Annotated in this window: 18 protein-coding genes; 14 read left to right on the top strand and 4 right to left on the bottom strand. The window is 68.8% G+C overall.

Going from position 1 to position 17,342, the window contains the following annotated elements; all coding sequences use genetic code 11:
- Positions 1 to 160 precede the first annotated feature (160 nt).
- Positions 161 to 1,348, bottom strand: coding sequence for a hypothetical protein (locus J4573_RS15100; RefSeq protein WP_208256059.1), 1,188 nt, complete (start codon positions 1,346 to 1,348; stop codon positions 161 to 163).
- A 447-nt stretch (positions 1,349 to 1,795) separates the two neighbouring features.
- Between J4573_RS15100 and J4573_RS56080 the strand changes: the two genes are divergently transcribed.
- From J4573_RS56080 to J4573_RS15055, 9 genes are all read left to right on the top strand, one after another.
- Positions 1,796 to 3,448 carry a sensor histidine kinase gene (locus J4573_RS56080; protein ID WP_208256058.1) on the top strand — a complete coding sequence of 551 codons (1,653 nt, stop codon included), beginning with the start codon at positions 1,796 to 1,798 and terminating at the stop codon, positions 3,446 to 3,448.
- A gap of 12 nt (positions 3,449 to 3,460) precedes the next feature.
- A complete protein-coding gene (locus J4573_RS15090; RefSeq protein WP_208256056.1) occupies positions 3,461 to 4,132 on the top strand; it encodes a response regulator in 672 nt (223 codons plus the stop codon).
- Between the two features lie 152 nt (positions 4,133 to 4,284).
- Complete coding sequence (gene rox, locus J4573_RS15085; RefSeq protein ID WP_208256054.1) at positions 4,285 to 5,709, top strand: rifampin monooxygenase; 1,425 nt, start codon at positions 4,285 to 4,287, stop codon at positions 5,707 to 5,709.
- 228 nt (positions 5,710 to 5,937) lie between these two features.
- Entirely contained in the window at positions 5,938 to 6,204 is a 267-nt protein-coding gene (locus tag J4573_RS15080; RefSeq protein ID WP_307796640.1) for a hypothetical protein, read from the top strand.
- Positions 6,201 to 6,743, top strand: coding sequence for a DUF6879 family protein (locus J4573_RS15075; RefSeq protein WP_208256052.1), 543 nt, complete (start codon positions 6,201 to 6,203; stop codon positions 6,741 to 6,743). The genes J4573_RS15080 and J4573_RS15075 overlap by 4 nt, the downstream gene beginning before the upstream one ends.
- Positions 6,744 to 6,753: 10 nt before the next feature.
- A complete protein-coding gene (locus J4573_RS15070; protein WP_208256051.1) occupies positions 6,754 to 7,638 on the top strand; it encodes a helix-turn-helix domain-containing protein in 885 nt (294 codons plus the stop codon).
- Positions 7,639 to 7,698: 60 nt separating this feature from the next.
- Positions 7,699 to 8,190, top strand: coding sequence for an ATP-binding protein (locus J4573_RS15065; protein ID WP_279575466.1), 492 nt, complete (start codon positions 7,699 to 7,701; stop codon positions 8,188 to 8,190).
- Positions 8,191 to 8,392: 202 nt separating this feature from the next.
- The gene (locus J4573_RS15060) at positions 8,393 to 8,554 is read left to right on the top strand and encodes a hypothetical protein (RefSeq protein WP_307796639.1); all 162 of its coding nucleotides are present in this window, start codon (positions 8,393 to 8,395) and stop codon (positions 8,552 to 8,554) included.
- A gap of 168 nt (positions 8,555 to 8,722) precedes the next feature.
- Entirely contained in the window at positions 8,723 to 8,980 is a 258-nt protein-coding gene (locus tag J4573_RS15055) for a hypothetical protein (protein ID WP_208256048.1), read from the top strand.
- Positions 8,981 to 9,127: 147 nt separating this feature from the next.
- Here J4573_RS15055 and J4573_RS15050 read toward each other — a convergent pair whose 3' ends face one another.
- Positions 9,128 to 9,466: a MerR family DNA-binding transcriptional regulator gene (locus J4573_RS15050; protein WP_208256047.1), complete on the bottom strand. Its 339-nt coding sequence runs from the start codon at positions 9,464 to 9,466 to the stop codon at positions 9,128 to 9,130.
- 125 nt (positions 9,467 to 9,591) lie between these two features.
- Here J4573_RS15050 and ahcY (J4573_RS15045) point away from each other — a divergent pair, with 125 nt between their 5' ends.
- Together ahcY (J4573_RS15045) and ahcY (J4573_RS15040) are read left to right on the top strand one after the other, a co-directional pair.
- Positions 9,592 to 11,022, top strand: a complete 1,431-nt coding sequence (gene ahcY, locus J4573_RS15045) for an adenosylhomocysteinase (RefSeq protein ID WP_208256046.1) — start codon at positions 9,592 to 9,594, stop codon at positions 11,020 to 11,022.
- Between the two features lie 92 nt (positions 11,023 to 11,114).
- Positions 11,115 to 12,371 carry an adenosylhomocysteinase gene (gene ahcY, locus J4573_RS15040; RefSeq protein ID WP_208256045.1) on the top strand — a complete coding sequence of 419 codons (1,257 nt, stop codon included), beginning with the start codon at positions 11,115 to 11,117 and terminating at the stop codon, positions 12,369 to 12,371.
- A gap of 95 nt (positions 12,372 to 12,466) precedes the next feature.
- Here the strand turns inward: ahcY (J4573_RS15040) and J4573_RS15035 are convergent, their stop codons facing one another.
- Positions 12,467 to 12,685: a hypothetical protein gene (locus J4573_RS15035; protein WP_208256044.1), complete on the bottom strand. Its 219-nt coding sequence runs from the start codon at positions 12,683 to 12,685 to the stop codon at positions 12,467 to 12,469.
- Positions 12,686 to 12,839: 154 nt separating this feature from the next.
- Here J4573_RS15035 and J4573_RS15030 point away from each other — a divergent pair, with 154 nt between their 5' ends.
- Together J4573_RS15030 and J4573_RS15025 are read left to right on the top strand one after the other, a co-directional pair.
- Positions 12,840 to 13,418 (top strand): hypothetical protein, encoded by a 579-nt coding sequence (locus J4573_RS15030; protein WP_208256043.1) that lies wholly within the window; start codon positions 12,840 to 12,842, stop codon positions 13,416 to 13,418.
- A gap of 94 nt (positions 13,419 to 13,512) precedes the next feature.
- On the top strand, positions 13,513 to 14,790 hold the full coding sequence (locus tag J4573_RS15025; protein WP_208256042.1) for a M14 family metallopeptidase: 1,278 nt from the start codon (positions 13,513 to 13,515) through the stop codon (positions 14,788 to 14,790).
- Positions 14,791 to 14,966: 176 nt separating this feature from the next.
- Here the strand turns inward: J4573_RS15025 and J4573_RS55300 are convergent, their stop codons facing one another.
- A complete protein-coding gene (locus J4573_RS55300) occupies positions 14,967 to 16,256 on the bottom strand; it encodes an RDD family protein (protein WP_279575465.1) in 1,290 nt (429 codons plus the stop codon).
- Positions 16,257 to 16,324: 68 nt separating this feature from the next.
- Between J4573_RS55300 and J4573_RS15015 the strand changes: the two genes are divergently transcribed.
- Complete coding sequence (locus J4573_RS15015; RefSeq protein WP_208256041.1) at positions 16,325 to 17,320, top strand: stage II sporulation protein M; 996 nt, start codon at positions 16,325 to 16,327, stop codon at positions 17,318 to 17,320.
- The last annotated feature ends 22 nt before the right edge of the window (positions 17,321 to 17,342 follow it).

Raw genomic sequence — 17,342 nt, 5'->3', positions numbered from 1 at the left:
AACTTCAGCGGGCCCGGGGTCAGCCAGGCCCGGGGTCAGCCAGGCCCGGGGTCAGCGGGCCGGGGTCAGCGGGCCGGGGTCAGCGGGCCGGGGTCAGCGGGCCGGGCAGCGGGCCGGGGTCAGCGGGCCGGGCAGCGGGCCGGGGTCAGCGGGTCTGGCTTCAGCGGGGCCTGGGGGAGTTGGTCCAGGTCACCGCGTGCCGCTGCCTGTCGCCCGGCCGCGCGTACCAGCCCACCGCACGCAGGTAGGGCGTGCCGGGGATGTGCGAGATCGCCCAGACCTCGCCCTGGTCGGCGCCCTGGGGCAGCGTGGGGCGCGAGACGTCCCAGCGGATGCCGTCCCAGTGGGCGAGCAGCGGGTGCGCGGCATCGTCCTCGCCGGCCGCCCAGATCCCGGTGCCGCCGTCCGCGGCCACCGAGTAGAACCGGCCGTTCACGCCGGGGACCTCGACGACCTTCCAGGCCTTGCCATCCCAGCGTTCGGCCAGCGGGACCTCAGAGGCGGACCCGGCGGGCCCAGGGGAGGCCGTGCCGACCGCCCAGGCCTCTCCCGATTCCAGGGCCACGACATCGGCCAGCGTGCTCTCTCCATGCAGATCAGGGCCGTTCACTGATTTCCAGGCCTTTCCGTTCCAGCGCATGAGCAACTGGCGGGCGGGTGCGGCTGAGCCGACGGCCCATGCGTCTTCGCTGGAACGGGACGAGATCGCCATCAGTTCGCTGTTGCCCCCTGATCCCGTACGGACGGGGACGGCCGCCCAGGCCTTGCCGTTCCAGCGCCACGCGGCGGCACGGTTGCCCGCGATTCCGCCTGTGCTGCCGACCACCCAGGCCTCGTTGGGCGTACGGGCCTCTACGGCACGCGGCACGACCGGCCGCCCGCCAGGGAGGGAGCCCTTGACCCACTTGGCGCCGCTCAGATGGGCAGTACGGCCTGTGCCGTCCTTACCGAGGCCCACGGCCCAGGCTTCTTTTCCTGAGACGGCTGAGACCCCCTCAAGCAAAGTGTCAGCGGGGAGGGGGATGCGCCTCTCGTGCCAGCGATGCCCGTTCCAGCCCAGGAGGAGAGGCGCCTCACCCCGGCTTCCGGCCGCCCAGCCCGTACCGTCGGCGGGCGTGGTGACCTCGCCCAGCGTGGAGTCGGGGAACGTGCCGTCCGGCTGGATGAGCCGCCAGCAGACGCAATCGGCCCGCGCGATGGGCGCCGCGTACGGCGCCGGGCGCAACTGCGGGTACGGCGCCGCGTGCGCGTCAGGGACGGATGGACCGGCCGCGAGAGGAGCGGCGGATGCGGAGAAGCAGGCACTGAGCGTGACGCCGTACGCGCCTGCAGTGCGGAGAAAAGCCATGATCAGACCCCCGGAGCGTCGCCTTCTCCGGCAGATCTATCAACGTGTGAAGGGGCTGGCGCGCCCTGCGGGCAAACGCCTCGTACAGATCAGGGATCGGCTTCCCCTCGCCGGCCGGCCGTCGTTCCGGTCGACCCCAGCCCAGGCAAGACCGGTCGTGCCTCCGCAGAGACACATCCCACCGGCCGACCAGCGAGGGCGCCTTCCCATGCTCCCCGTCCGGACCCCTGAAGCCGGACGGTTCTGGCGTGACCGCGGCAGTCCCGCCGAACCCCCTAAGTCGGAGGGGCCGCCGCGTCGGTCACGTAAAAGACATTACGTTCGCCGGGATCGTTCTCACGTCCCCCGTAAGGAGGGAAACCGGGTCGTCCTCCAGGGGGATACGGACCCTGGGCATAACTCCGCACGGTGAGGTGAGCATCAGGGTCGAGGGGACACTATTGATAGGTGACCAGCGACAACCAGACCGATAACGCCCCGCACCGTTCGCGCGGCCACACGCCACCAAAGGCGGACTTCGGCCCTGCCCTCGCACATCACGCCTGGCGGCTGTCAGGCAGGATCGTCGCGGGTATAGGCCAGCTGCTGTTGTGGGTCCTGACCGGCATCGGGGCACTCCTGCGCCCGATAGGCACCTGGCTGGGCGGCAAGCTCTACGGCCAGTCCCGCCACACGCCTCCGCCCCCCGGGCCCGTTCCACCTGGTGGCCCGGTCCCGCCCGGCGCGCACGTGCCACCAGGCATGCCGGGGCCGGGGGAGACGGCACCTGACGCCCCGTCCGGCAGGACGACCCGTACCGCGCCCCTGCCGCGCTGGATCAACACCTGGGTCGACTTCGCCTCGGCCTGGTACTTCGGGCCGATCACCGGCCTGGCGCTGACCATCGCCGCGCTGGCCGAGCTCGCGCCCAGCTCCGAGTCACCCCTCAGCATCGCGGGCGGATTCGCGGTGGCGACGACGCTGCCGCTGGTGTGGCGCCAGGACAACCTGCGCCCGGTCGCGGCCGTGGTCCTCGGCGCCTTCGCCGCGAGCCTGCTGACCGGCCAGGGCCTGCTGATCACCACCACGTTCGCCGCGCTCTACACGCTGTACGCGCTGGGCCGGCAGCTGCCGCGCCAGTCCGCGGGCGTCCTGGCGGTCGGCAGCGTCGCCACGGTCGGCGTGGTCTACCTGGCCACCAACACCCTGGACGACATCCCGTGGCCCGCCGCCCTGGTCGCCGTGCTGGCGGCGATCGGCCTGGGCGACGCGCGCCGCGCGGTGGAGAGCGCGGGCCGCACCGAGGCCGCGGCGGCCGAACGCAACAACGAGACCCTGACCCGCCTCACCGCCGTCCAGCGCGAGCAGGCGGTCATGCGCGAACGCGCCCGCATCGCCCGCGAGCTGCACGACGTCGTCGCGCACTCCGTCTCGATGATCGCCGTTCAGGCCGAGACCGCCCCGTACACGATGGACGGCCTGTCGCCCGAAGCCCGCGCCGGCTACTCCGAGATCGCCAAGACCGCGCGGGACGCGCTGGTCGAGATGCGCAGGCTGCTCAGCGTGCTGCGCGCCGACGCCAAGCCCGAGCCGGAGTCGCAGACGGCCCCGCAGCCCCGCCTGGACCGGCTGCCCGACCTGATCGAGCAGCACCGTGGCGCCGGCGGCCGGGTCGACCTGGCCGTGCACGGCGACCCCCGCCTCCTCTCCACGACGGTCGAGCTCTCGGCGTACCGGATCGTTCAGGAGGCCCTCACGAACGCGCGCCGGCACGCGCCGGGCGCCGAGGTGCAGGTCGACCTGACCTACCTGCCCGACCGTCTCGCCGTCCATGTACGAGACAGCGGCGCCGACGCGCCGACCATGATCTTGAATAAAGACGTGATCGCGGGGGAACCCGGGGCCACCGGGGAGCGTCAGATCGGGAGGACCCGGCTTGAGCCGGCTCCGGCGGAGATGTCCGGCGGCGGACATGGGCTCGTCGGCATGCGCGAGCGTGCGACCATGCTGGGCGGACGGTTCTCCGCCGGCCCTGTCACCCAGGGCGGGTTCGTGGTGGAGGCCGAGCTTCCGCTGTCGAGGGAGGGGAACCCGACCCGTGATCCCGAGGGACACCGCTGACGGGCGGTCACGATGATCAAAGTCGTGATCGTCGACGACCAGACGATCGTCCGCGCGGGCTTCGCCGCCCTGCTCGACGCCCAGGACGACATCTCGGTGATCGGCGAGGCCGGCGACGGCCGCGAGGCCGTACGGCTGGCCGAGGCCGACCGCCCCGACGTCGTCGTGATGGACATCCGGATGCCCGGCATGGACGGCATCGAGGCCACCCGCCGCATCCTGGCCCAGCCCGGCGCCGAGGCGATCCGCGTCCTGGTCCTCACCACCTTCGACGTGGACGAGTACGTCTACGAGGCCCTGTCGGTCGGCGCGAGCGGCTTTCTGCTGAAGGACGCCACCGCCGACGAACTGGTCTCGGCCGTACGCGTCGTGGCCCGCGGCGACTCGCTCCTGGCCCCCCAGGTCACCGGCCGCCTGATCCGCGAGTTCACCCAGCAGCGCCGCAACCGCCCCCAGGCCCCCGCCGAGCTGTCCACGCTCACCGCCCGCGAGACCGAGGTCCTCGTCCTCATCGCCGGCGGCCTGTCCAACAGCGAGATCGCCACACGCCTGGTGGTCAGCGAGCACACCGTCAAAACCCACGTGGCCCGCGTCTTCACCAAGCTGGGCCTCCGCGACCGAGCCCAAGCGGTCATGCTCGCGTACGAGTCCGGCTTGGTAGTCCCCGGAGCCAACAGCGCCTGAATTGAAAAAGGAGGCCGCAAGGCCTCCCTCCATTTTCAATCTATAGCGCAGTGGGGGACTTGCGGCAAGGCCCCCGTCATGCCGCACAATCGTCCGCCGAGGCCAGTGCCTGCGAAAACGCGCCTGGCCCGATTTTCCACGAGGGGGCTTTCTTGTTCGATGTCATCGTGGTCGGCGGCGGACCGACCGGCCTGATGCTCGCCGCCGAACTGCGTCTGCACAACGTGAACGTGGTCGTGCTCGAAAAGGAGCCGGAGCAACCGCCGTTCGTCCGCTCCATGGGCCTGCACGTCCGCAGCATCGAGGTGATGGCCCAGCGCGGCCTGCTGGATCGGTTTCTAGCGTTGGGTAAGAAGGTCCAGGCAGGCGGCTTCGTCGCCGGCATCGACAAGGGATGGCCCGAGCTCGACAGCGCCCATTCCTACGTCCTGGGCATCCCGCAGACCACCACCGACCGCCTGCTGGAAGAGCACGCCAACGAACTGGGCGCCGAGATCCGCCGCAGCACCGAACTGGTCGCCCTGCACCAAACCGATGACGGCGTGACCGCCGAACTGGCCGACGGCACCCAACTCCGCTCCCGCTACCTCGTCGGTTGCGACGGCGGCCGCAGCACAGTGCGCAAACTGCTAGGCGTCGGCTTCCCCGGCGAGCAGTCCACGATCGAGACACTCCTGGGCGAGATGGAGGCCACGACACCGCCCGAAGAGGTGGCGGCCATCGTCGCCAAGGTCCGCGAAACCCAGAAACGCTTCGGCCTAGGCCCCCTAGGCGACGGCGTATACCGCGTAGTCGTCCCCGCCGACGGAGTAGCCGAGGACCGTACGACCCCGACCACCCTCGACGAGATCAAGCAGCAGTTGCGGGCCGTCGCCGGCACCGACTTCGGCGTCCACTCGCCCCGCTGGCTCTCCCGCTTCGGCAACGCCACCCGCCTAGCCGACCGCTACCGAACCAATCGCGTATTCCTAGCCGGTGACGCGGCGCACATCCACCCTCCGACCGGTGGACAGGGCCTCAACCTAGGCATCCAGGACGCGTTCAACCTCGGCTGGAAGCTGGCCGCCGCAGTGAACAACTGGGCCCCCGAGGACCTCCTGGACACCTACCACTCCGAACGCCACCCGGTGGCCGCCGACGTGCTGGACCACACCCGCGCGCAGATGGAGCTGATGTCCACCGAACCGGGCCCGCAGGCAGTCCGCCGCCTCCTAGCCGAGCTGATGGACTTCGAAGAAGTGAACCGCTACGTAATCGCCAAAAAAATCGCCGGTATCGAGATCCGTTACGACTTTGGCGAAGGCCACCCCCTCCTAGGCAAGCGCCTACGCGACGTAGCCCTGAAACAAGGCCGCCTCTACGACCTCATGCACAAGGGCCGAGGCATCCTCCTAGACCAAACCGGCAACCTCTCAATCGACGCCTGGTCCGACCGAATCGACTACATCCCCGACCGCACCGATGAGCTGGGCGCCCCCGCCGTCCTCCTACGCCCCGACGGCCACGTCGCCTGGGTAGGCGAAGACCAGCAGTCCCTAACCACCCAAGCCACCCGCTGGTTCGGCACCCCCTCCTAACCACCCCTCGCGGAGCGAGGGCCCACCCCAAAAGGCCCTCGCTCCGCTCGGACAGCCTCATTGGGGCTCCGCCCCAAACCCCAGCTAGGGGCAAGCCCCCAGACCCCCACCCCTTAATGGTTCAACACTTCGGGATAGCAGTGCGTAGCCATGCGGATTCTTGACGCCAACGTGAGTGGACGGTCTTATGAGAAAGTTGCTGAAACTCCACGACCGGAGGTCGAGACGATGCGCGTGAGGTTCCTGGGCAGCGACTCTTACAACGGGCAGTCACCCACCCTGTACGAGACCGATCGGGGCACGATCGTCGTCCGCGGCTACGCGATCACTGACCCACAAGCGCTCGCCGATCTCGGCAGGGTTCCAGTCAGGGAAATCGACATCGAGGTCCCGCGCGCGCTGCTGCGATTCGCCGACAACCCGATGACCGACGATCCGCGTTACATCGAGGCACGGCAGGGCGACACCGAGAACGAGCAGGAGCCGCTCGGTTGACGCGAATCACCAGCGAGGCGTTCGGGCGGCTCTTCGATGCCTTCTCCGCCACGGCCGACCGGATCGAGCTGCGCGACTACTACCGCAGTGACCTTGAAGACGAGGTGGTGCGGAGATTCGTCGCCGGAGAACCGGACGACATGGCCTGGTCCAAACCGTGGCTCGACATGATCCGCGCCCGAACCGAAGAGGGCAAACTGTTCCGGAGAGTGAGAGTCGTGACCGTACCTCTCTCCGAGTATCAACGCTGCGGTGTCATGAGAGTCGCACCGCACAACATCGAGGCGGGTGAGGACATCCGCTACCTGGACCGCGCGCAGGCCACCGACCTCGACCTTCCCGTCTTCGACTATTGGCTGTTCGATGTAGGGACATCGGCGGCTCGCGCGGCCAAGCTGCTTTTCGATGATCGCGGCAGCTTCCTCGGCGCCGAGATCATCACCGGCGATCCGCTGGGCGACCTCTCTGCGGCGTTCGGCCGAGCGTTCTCCCACGCTCTTCTTCCCGAACATTTCGCGGAGGTTCATCGTCTCGGGTAGAAACCTGCCTGTGACGTCGGTTCAGTATGAGCGCGAGGCGCTCGGCGGCCGGCTCCGGGAGCTACGGAAGAGGTCCGGGCTTACCGGCGCCACGCTGGCCGAGCGCCTCGGCTGGCCGCATTCCAAGATTTCGAAGCTGGAGAACGGGCGCCAGACCCCATCAGACTCCGATGTCCGGGGATGGTGCCGTGAATGCGGGACTGAGGGCGTGCGGGAGTTGGAAGGTCTCCTTGCGTCGCTGCACACGTTGGACGCTAGATACGCCGAGTGGCGCCGGCTGTTGCGTGGCGGAGCGCGCGGTCACCAGGACGACATTGCGGCCGTCAACGCAAGGACCCGGGTCTTCCTAGCCTTCGAGCCGTCACTGGTTCCCGGCCTCCTTCAGGTCGGGAGTTACGCTCGCGCCATCTTCGCCGAGGCGATCGCCAACCTGGGTGTTCCGAACGACATCGACGACGCCGTCGCCGCTCGTATGTCCCGGCAGCACATCCTTTACGACCAATCCAAGCGATTCCACATCATCGTCACCGAGGCCGCCCTGAGGTATCGCTTGTGTCCCCCCGAGGTGATGCTGGCACAACTCGACCGCCTGATCTCCGCGACGGCGCTGACGAACGTGCGCCTCGGCGTGATCGGGTTTCGCGCCATTTACACCCGTGTCCCCGTGCACGGCTTCTGGATCCTCGACGATCGTCTCGTTCAGGTCGAGACGCTTTCTGCCGAGCTGAATCTCGCCCAGCCTCAAGAGATCGAGGCGTACACCGCTGCCTTCCGCCGCTTCGCCGCGATCGCCTCGTACGGCGCGCAGGCACGCGCGATCCTCACGGGCCTCATGGACGAGCTACGCGCAGAACTGCCTGACGAACGAGAAGCCGCAACGGAGCTACCCAGCTAGCAGGATTCAGGTCCCTTCCTGGGATGCGAGAAACAAATCGAAACATCCTGGCCAGCCCTCATGGCTCCGTGTCACCGTCTGTGGCGACACCGTGACCACGCCCATGTCGCTGAGAGGCAGCCTGTGAGCGCTTTGCCGCAATTCGATGATGCGTTCATCTTTACGCTCGCCCTGTCTCCTGTGCCCGAGGCATGCCTTCGCGCGAGGCGCATGGCGGAAGAAACGCTGGCCTTCTGGGGCCTCGATGCTCAGACCGTCTACAACGGCAAGCTCGTAGTGAACGAGCTGGTGACCAACGCCCTGCAAGCGTCGGTGGTCGGACAAGAGATCACCCTGCGGATCTTCATCGGCGACAGTGGGCTCCCGGTCGTCGAGGTGTGGGACGACGTAGAGCAGAAGCCGGCGAAGAACGAGCCAGACCCCTTGGCTGAGAGCGGCCGCGGAGTCTTCCTGATCGAGCACTTCACACGAACGTGGGGCAGCAACCCCACCGCCGACGGCGGCAAGGTCGTGTGGGCCGAACTAGGCCTGGCGCCACCGACGCCGTCGTAGCTCCGTTGGCATCTGGACAGCGCCCAACCGCCGCGTGGGGCCTTCGAGCGCGCCGGAAACCTCCTGCCCAATGATCCCGGCCGGCCACGCCGAGCTGAGTGTGCGGCCGTGGTCACCCGATTCCAACGCCCGACGACCCGAGGGGGACCACATGTTCATCAGATCCAGCAAGTGCGATGGGCAGCAAGAGACGTGTGGGTGTGTGAACGTCGCCATCGTCCGTGACGCGGTCATCGTCACCGATGAGGCGGGCAACGTCTCCAAGTTCGACCACTTCGAGTGGCGCGACTTCATCGCAGGAGCGAAGGCGGGTGAGTTCGACCTGCCCGCAGACTCCCCAGCCCTGGCCGCCGTCGTCTCTTAGGCGCGGCAATTATTGAGCAGGCCCCGCCCTGGCCGGGGGCCTGCCTTCTTCCAAGGACGCTTCTCGATGGCCTTTCACTGCTTTCTTTGGCACGGGGATACAGCCACGGTCCAGGGCGCCAGGCGTGACTCGCTGTGCGGTGACCTCAGCATGGCCACACCTCCGGTCATGACCCGCGACTGGCTGAAGAAGCCACAGAGCATGTTGGAACGGAAGGCCAGCACGCCCGAGGACGCTGTGAGCTGGCTCGAAGGGGTCTTCGACCAGTACGCGCCCAAGATGGCTTACTCGCAGGCCACCGCCACCAGCCGAGAAGACCGGTTCGCCTGCGCGCTGGGTGCCCTAAAGGGAGGCACCGACCTGTCCTGGGGCTTCCCGCTATTGGGAAGCAAGTATCTCGCCGTGGCCATCGTCGTCAGTAACTGAAGACCAAGACCCACTTCAGCGGCCCTTGCAGTGGTGGAGGGGTTGAACCACTTGAGAGGTGGGGTCTGGGGGCTCGCCCCCAGCTTGGGGTTTGGGGCGAGAGCCCCAATGAGGCAGCCCCGAGCGTAGCGAGGGACCATTTTGCTGTCAGGGGCGGCGGCGGAGGAGGCGTAGGGCCTTTTCCTTTTCGAAGTCGAGGGCTCGGGTGGGGGGTGCGGACAGGCGGCCTATGCGTTCGCCTAGTTCGCGGACTCGGGCTTGGACTTCGGGTTCGGCTAGGACGCGGAGGCCGAAGGCCAGTTCGGCTGGGCCTACGTCGTAGCGCTTCTCCAGGGCCAGGGCTAGGGCTACGGCGCGGAGTTCGGTGTCGCCGAAGCGGCGGTGGCCGCTTTGCTCACGGGTCGGGGGGAGCAGGCCCAGAGCCTCGCGGTAGCGGAGCATGCGGGGCGAGGTGCCTAGCCGTCGGGCGGCCTCCGTGATGCGCATGGAGCTGATTCTGACAAATTTCTGTTAGAAAGTCGCCTCCGGCCGTGCGATTCGGGTTAGGCCGCCCTTAGACTCGCGGGCGGACTCAACCTCGACGGTCGTGGACTGCAAGGAGCTACGTAAGCATGGACTACAAGGTCGCCGACCTTTCGCTCGCCGACTTCGGCCGCCGGGAGATCCGGCTCGCCGAGCACGAGATGCCGGGCCTGATGGCCGTACGCAAGGAGTACGCCGAGGCCAAGCCGCTGCGCGGCGCCAAGATCATGGGCTCGCTGCACATGACGATCCAGACCGCCGTGCTGATCGAGACGCTGGTCGAGCTGGGCGCGGACGTGCGGTGGGTGTCCTGCAACATCTTCTCCACCCAGGACCACGCGGCCGCCGCGGTCGTGGTGGGCCCGGACGGGACCGTGGAGGCCCCGAAGGGTGTTCCGGTGTTCGCCTGGAAGGGCGAGACGCTGGAGGAGTACTGGTGGTGCACCGACCAGGCCCTCTCGTGGCCCGACGGCACCCCGCCGAACATGATCCTGGACGACGGCGGCGACGCCACGCTGCTCGTTCACAAGGGCGCCGAGTACGAGAAGGCGGGCGCCGTGCCGACCGCCGACGAGAGCGACCCCGAGGAGTGGGGGATCATCCTCGAGACGCTGCGCCGGACCATCGGTGAGCGGAACGGGCGGTGGACCGAGACCGCGGGCGCGATCAAGGGCGTGACCGAGGAGACCACGACCGGTGTGCACCGGCTGTACGAGATGGCCAAGGCGGGCACGCTGGCCTTCCCGGCGATCAACGTCAACGACTCGGTCACCAAGTCCAAGTTCGACAACAAGTACGGCTGCCGGCACTCGGTGATCGACGGGCTTAACCGCGCGACGGATGTGCTCATCGGCGGCAAGGTCGCGCTGGTCGCCGGGTACGGCGACGTGGGCAAGGGCTGCGCGGAGGCCCTCAAGGGCCAGGGCGCTCGGGTGATCGTCACCGAGATCGACCCGATCTGCGCGCTGCAGGCCGCCATGGACGGCTTCCAGGTCGCCACGCTCGAGGACGTCGTCGACAAGGTCGACATCTTCGTCACCACGACCGGCAACTTCAACATCATCACGGCCGACCACATGGGCCGGATGAAGCACCAGGCGATCGTGTCCAACATCGGGCACTTCGACAACGAGATCGACATGGCCGGCCTCGCCAAGATCGACGGCATCGTGAAGGAGGAGGTCAAGCCGCAGGTCGCGACCTGGACCTTCCCCGACGGCAAGACGATCATCGTGCTGGCCGAGGGCCGCCTGATGAACCTGGGCTGCGCCACCGGCCACCCCTCGTTCGTCATGTCCAACTCGTTCACCAACCAGGTGATCGCGCAGATCGAGCTCTTCACCAAGACCGAGGAGTACCCGGTCGGTGTCTACGTGCTGCCGAAGCACCTGGACGAGAAGGTCGCCCGCCTGCACCTGGACGCGCTCGGCGTGAAGCTGACGACGCTCAGCAAGCAGCAGGCCGAGTACATCGGCGTGGACGTCGAGGGCCCGTACAAGCCTGACCACTACCGCTACTGACCGGTGATCCGATAAAGATCGGTTAGCGTTCCGCCGCCGTACGCCCGCGCCACCCGCGCCGGGGGTACGGCGGCTTGCGGTTGGAGGGAAAGATGAGCGACATCGCCGACGCCTCGCTGGCGTACGAGGGCACCAAGCGGATCGAGTGGGCCGACCGGAGCATGCCGGTGCTGCGGCAGATCCGCGAGCGGTTCGCCGTCGACAGGCCGCTGGACGGGCTGAAGATCGCGGCGTGCATGCACGTCACGACCGAGACCGCCAACCTCATCCGCACCCTGCAGGCCGGCGGCGCGAGCGTCGCGCTGGCCGCCTCCAACCCGCTGTCCACGCAGGACGACACCGCCGCCGCGCTCGCGCACGAGTACGGCGCGGAGGTATTCGCGCGCTCGGGCATCGACCGCGAGGGCTACTACCGGCACATCCACCAGGCGCTGGAGACCGGCCCCGACCTGGTCCTGGACGACGGCTGCGACCTGGTCAACACCCTGCACACCGACCGCAGCGACCTGATCGGAACGGTCAAGGGCGGCTGCGAGGAGACCACCACCGGCGTGATCCGGCTGCACCAGATGGCGCTGGAGGGCGCGCTGCGGTTCCCGATGGTGGCGGTGAACGACACCGACACCAAGCACATGTTCGACAACCGCTACGGCACCGGCCAGTCCACGCTCGACGGCATCATCCGGGCCACCAACACCCTTCTCGCGGGCAAGACGGTCGTGATCGCGGGCTTCGGCTACTGCGGCCGTGGCCTGGCCGAGCGCGCCCGCGGCCTCGGCGCCCGCGTGGTCGTGACCGAGATCGACCCGGTCAAGGCGCTGGACGCGGCGCTCCAGGGCTTCGGCGTCGAGCCGATGGCCGAGGCCGCCGCGCACGGCGACGTGTTCATCACCGTCACCGGCAACCGCGACGTCGTGACCGCCGAGCACTTCGCGGTCATGAAGGACGGCGCGATCCTCGCCAATTCCGGACACTTCGACGTGGAGATCGACGTACGCGGCCTCGGCGACCTGGCCGTCGAGGTGCACCGCGACTCCCGTCCTCTCGCCGATGAGTACGTGCTGTCCGACGGGCGCCGGCTCGTCCTGCTGGCCGAGGGGCGCCTGGTCAACCTGACCGCGGCCGAGGGCCACCCCGCCGCCGTCATGGACATGTCGTTCGCCGACCAGGCCCTCACCTGCGCCTGGCTGGCCAAGGAACACCAGAACCTCGAACCGGCCCTGCACGACGTTCCCAAGGAGATCGACACCGAGGTGGCCGGGCTCAAGCTCGCCTCCATGGCGATCGGCATCGACACCCTCACCCCCGACCAGGAGGAATACCTCCACTCCTGGCGAATCGGCTCCTGAACGTGCTGCGGCGCGGCCTTCCGGGGGTGGAGGCCGCGCCGCATCTCAGGGAGAGAGCGACTCTCAGAGAGTGAGTGACTCTCGGGGGGAGAGGGTCACCGGATCCAGAGCGAATAGGTCGACGGGGGCTTGGTCGTCGTGCAGGAGTATTCGTTCCACCCCTCCCGCACATAGGCCTGACCGGCGTCGACGCACGCGTACTTGGTCTTGAAGACGCCGGCGGGCGTCCAGCTGCTCGCGTGCGCGGGCGTGGTGAGCGTGCCCAGGGTCAGGCCGGCGATTCCGAGGGTTACGACTGCTGCTCGTACGCGCATCCGTGCTCTCCTCCGCTGCGGGGAGGTGTGACCAAGATCATTACACCGTGGCGCCGGAAAGCCCATGGGCTTCAAGATCGTTTGCAGGTTGTGCCCACGGGAGGTTCCGTCGCAGGGCAAGGGTTGACGAGGTCGCTGCTGTAGGGTCCTTCGCGTGCCGCGTGGAACGTACCTGCATCTGGAGGAGGAGCTCGCGGAGCGCTTCCAGTGCGCGCCCGGCCCCGGTGGATGGCGGTACGTGGGTGAACGCGCCGACGGCCAGCGGGTCGATCTCGTCGTGGACGGGCGCTGGCGGCAGATCCGCGTCGAGGTCCGGGTGCCGGACTGGTGGCTGCGCGGCGGGGTGACCGGACACGATCTGGCCTGGGTGCGCGGCGGCGGTGATGAGGCCGTCGAGCATGGCGAGCGCGCCGCGGGGTTCGTGGGGGAGTCGCCCGGGTTCCTGGTCGCGATCGCGCGGTCGTTGCGGCTGGAGGCGGGCGAGCAGGCCGATGTACGGCTCGTACGGCTGAGCGGGCCGCTCTCGGCGCTGACCGAGCTGTGGCGCTGGCGGCTGGCCGGGACCGAGACGCACGAGACCGACACCGCGCCGCTGCCGGTGGAACGGTACGAGGTGACCGACCTGGCGACCGGTGAGGTGACGTTCGTGCACCTTGCCGGGGACGTGGTGCTGGACGCGCCCGGGATCGAGCTCACCGAGCTCGAGTCACCGCCGAATCTCGCCCTCGCCTAAGAGGTTTTCAGTTCGCGCCGCTGAAATTTCAATGCGGTTTTGATTGGAACTGAATCCATTGTAAAAACCCCCGAACCGGTTCATCGTCCCGCACATGGTGATCCCCCGTAGGTTCGCGACGCTCATCGCCGCGCTCGCGGCGCTCGTCATGGTCACGGCGATGCAACCCATCGCCCAGGCCGCCCCCGACCCCGGTTCGCACCGCTACCTCGTCACCGGCGCGAAGACCCCGCAGCAGCGGTCCGGCCTCGCCCGCACCGGCGCGTCGATCGACCGCGTACGCGACGACGGCTCGGTGGAGGTCAGCGCCATCCCCGCCGAGGTCGCCGCGATCAAGCGGCTCGGCCTGAAGCTCAGCGCGCTGCCGGCCGAGAAGCCGGTGCCGGGGCTGGCCGCCACCTCGTACCACACCTACGCCGAGACGCTGGCGGAGATCGACCAGACGGTCGCCAACTACCCGCAGATCGCCAAGAAGGTGGTCTTCGGCAAGTCCTACCAGGGCCGCGACATCGTCGGCGTGAAGATCAGCGACAACGTGAACACCGACGAGGCCGAGCCCGAGGTGCTCTACATCGCCAACATTCACGCGCGCGAGCGGATCACCGACGAGCAGGCGCTCGACCTGATCGGGATCCTGACCAAGCAGTACAACTCCACGGCCCGCATCACCGACATCGTGAACAGCCGGGAGATCTACATCATCCCGATCATGAACCCGGACGGCCAGGTCTACGACATGACCAGCGACACCCAGCCGGGCCGGATGTGGCGCAAGAACCGCCAGCCGAACTCCACCTCCATCGGCACCGACCTGAACCGCAACTTCCCCTACAAGTGGGGCTGCTGCGGAGGCTCGTCGGGCAACGGGTCCAGCGAGACCTACCGCGGCCCGAGCGCGGCGTCGGCGCCCGAGACCAACGTCATGATGAACTTCGTCAACAGCCGCATCGTCAACGGCGTGCAGCAGCTGAAGCTGTTCCTGGACATCCACTCCAACGCCAAGCTGGTGCTCTGGCCGTTCGGCTACACCTACTCCAACACGGTCCCCGGAACGATGACCTCCGATGAAGAGGCCACGCACCGCACCATCGGAACGCAGATGGCCCAGAGCAACGGCTACACGCCCGAACAGTCGAGTGACCTGTACATCACCGACGGCACGACCGACGACTGGACGTGGGGAACGCAGCGTTCGGGCACCCAGCGGCTCTTCTCGTTCACCGTCGAGCTCGCGGGCAGCAGCTTCTACCCGCCGCCCTCGCAGATCGACAGCCTCGTCAGCAACAACCGCAACGCCCTGCTCACGCTGACCGAATACGCGGACTGCCCGTACCGCGCCATCGGCAAGCAGGCCCAATACTGCAGTGCTTGATTCTTTTCCGGCCTCGGGCCCGGAGCCTGGCGGCTCCGGGCCCGAACCGCAAAAGCGGCGAGCCCGACACGGCTTCGCCGTCTTCGCCTGGAGGCTCGCCTTCGGCGTCGCCCCCAGGCGAAGGTAGCGCGCTCGCGTGCGAATGCGGGCGTCAGCTCTAGCCAGGGCCAGCGCGCCTAGCGCCGGTCCTGCGGTGGTTCACCGTAGGGGCGCCCGTACGGAGGCGGTCCCTGGGGCGGGCCGTAGGGCGGTCCCTGGGGCGGCTGGCCTTGCGGGGGTGGTCCTTGCTGAGGCCATTGCGGGGGCGGGCCCTGCGGTGGGCCATAAGGCTGACCTTGCGGCGGTCCCTGAGGCGGGCCGTATGGCTGGCCTTGTGGGGGCTGGCCATACGGCGGGCCAGGGCGGCCGGGCGGTCCCTGCGGCGGGCCTTGAGGTGGCCCCTGTGGCGGACCTTGAGGCGGGCCCTGGGGTGGGCCCTGCCAGGGGCCCTGTGGCCTGGGCGGGCCCAGGACTTCCTGGTACGGGCCGGAGCCATAGTTGGGAGGCGGCAGGAAACGGGGCTGCCCAGGGGCAGGGGAGCTGAACGGGGGAGGAGCGGGCGGGCCCTGGGGCTGCATCTGCTGCGGAGGGCCTCCCGCTACGGCCATGGCCGCAGCCATGGGGGTGGGCTGCCACATGGTGACGGGCTGGCCTGCGATCCGCATCCGGCGGGCCCGGCGCTGGGCCAGGCGCCATTCCTCGCGCTGGCGGCGTTCGGCCATCACGGCGGACAGCAGGATCTCCGGGCGCACCCCCGGCGGCGGAGGCGGGCTCACCCGGGCCGTCACCTGGTCGGCCAGCCGCTGCCCCAGCGCGTCGCGCACCTCAGGAAGCAGGTCCCAGAACCGGGCCAAGTACTGCCGGGCGTTCATCGCCAGCTCGTCGGAGATCTGCGACAGCTCCAGCGTGCGCGCCCAGCCGGCCAGTTGCGGCGGCATCACCGCGACCGGGCCGAGGATCGAGGAGGCGGGCACCCGCTCCTGGATGACGATCGTTCCGGCGAACAGGTCGCCGAGCCGCTTGCCGCGCTTGCTGAACAGCGAGGCGATCAGCGCGGGCGACCCGTACAGCATCCAGAACTCCAGCACCCCGGCGAACGCCCGTACGAGCGCCTGCCGGAACCGGATCGGGCCGCCGTCGTCGGCCACCACGCGCAGCCCGAGCGCCAGCTTGCCCAGCGTCCGGCCCCGCGACAGCGTCTCGAACGTGCACGGGTAGCCGACCAGCACCGCCGCGGTGGCCAGGATCGCGAGCCCGACCGACCACGCCTCGTCGGCCACCAGCGCCGTGAGGCTGGTCAGGTAGATCGCGAAGTTGAGCAGGACCACCTGGAGCATCACGTCGATCAGGAGGGCGCAGCCCCGGCTGGCCAGCCGCGCGACCCGGATCTCGAGCGCGACGGCCTCACCGGTGACTAGCTCGGCCATGCGTCCTCCTGGGTCGGGTCTGGGGTCCATTTTGCCCGGTCGGTCCGTCGAACCGCTAACCTCGGCGGGTGGACGTCGATGCCTACGTGGCCGCCCATAACGGCGAGTGGCTGCGCCTCGAGCAGCTGATCAACAACAGCCGTAAGCTCCAGGGCGCCGAGGTCGACGAGCTCGTCGAGCTGTACCAGCGGGCCGCGACCCACCTGTCGGTGGTGCGGTCCAGCTCGCCCGACCCGATGCTGGTCGGCCGGCTGTCGCAGCTGGTCGCCCGGGGCCGCGCCGCCGTGGCGGGAGCGCAGGCGCCGCTGTGGCGGGACGCCTCGCGCTTCCTGACCCGCTCGTTCCCGGCGGCGGCGTACCGGATGCGCTGGTGGTGGCTGGGGAACGCGGTCGTCGGCAACCTGTTCGCGCTGGCCCTGGCGATCTGGGTGGTGCACAGCCATGAGGTGCAGGCCTCGCTGCTCAGCGACTACCAGGCCCGCCAGCTGGTCGAGCACGACTTCGCCAACTACTACACCGAGCACTCGGCGTCCTCGTTCGCGTTCCAGGTCTGGATCAACAACGCCTGGGTGTCCGCGATGGCGGTGATCTTCGGGATCCTGCTCGGCATCCCGGCGGTCTTCGCGCTGCTGTCCAACCAGGCCAACCTGGGCCTGTCGGCCGGGCTGATGTTCGCCTACGGCAAGGGCGACGTCTTCTTCGGGCTGATCCTGCCGCACGGCCTGCTGGAGCTCACCGGCGTCTACCTGGCGTGCGCGGCGGGCATGCGGCTCGGCTGGACGGTCATCGACCCCGGCGGCCGTACGCGCGGCCAGGCACTCGCCGAGGAGGGCCGCGCGACCATCAGCATCGCCATCGGCCTGGTCGGCGTCCTGTTCGTCTCCGGCCTGATCGAGGGCTTCGTGACCGGCTGGGTGCACACGACCTGGCTCCGGGTCGGCATCGGCGTGATCGCCTGGTCGGCCTTCCTGACGTACGTCATCGTGCTCGGCCGCCGCGCCGCACGCGAGGGCGAGACAGGCGACACCGCCGACCAGCCCGACCTCGCCCCCGTCAGCGGTTAGAGACACCACCCACCCACCTCCA

Source organism: Actinomadura barringtoniae (assembly GCF_017573505.1).
Classification (GTDB): Bacteria; Actinomycetota; Actinomycetes; order Streptosporangiales; family Streptosporangiaceae; genus Spirillospora; species Spirillospora barringtoniae.
Note: the sequence above shows the minus strand (reverse complement) of the source record. Positions and strands in the feature narration are given on the sequence as shown.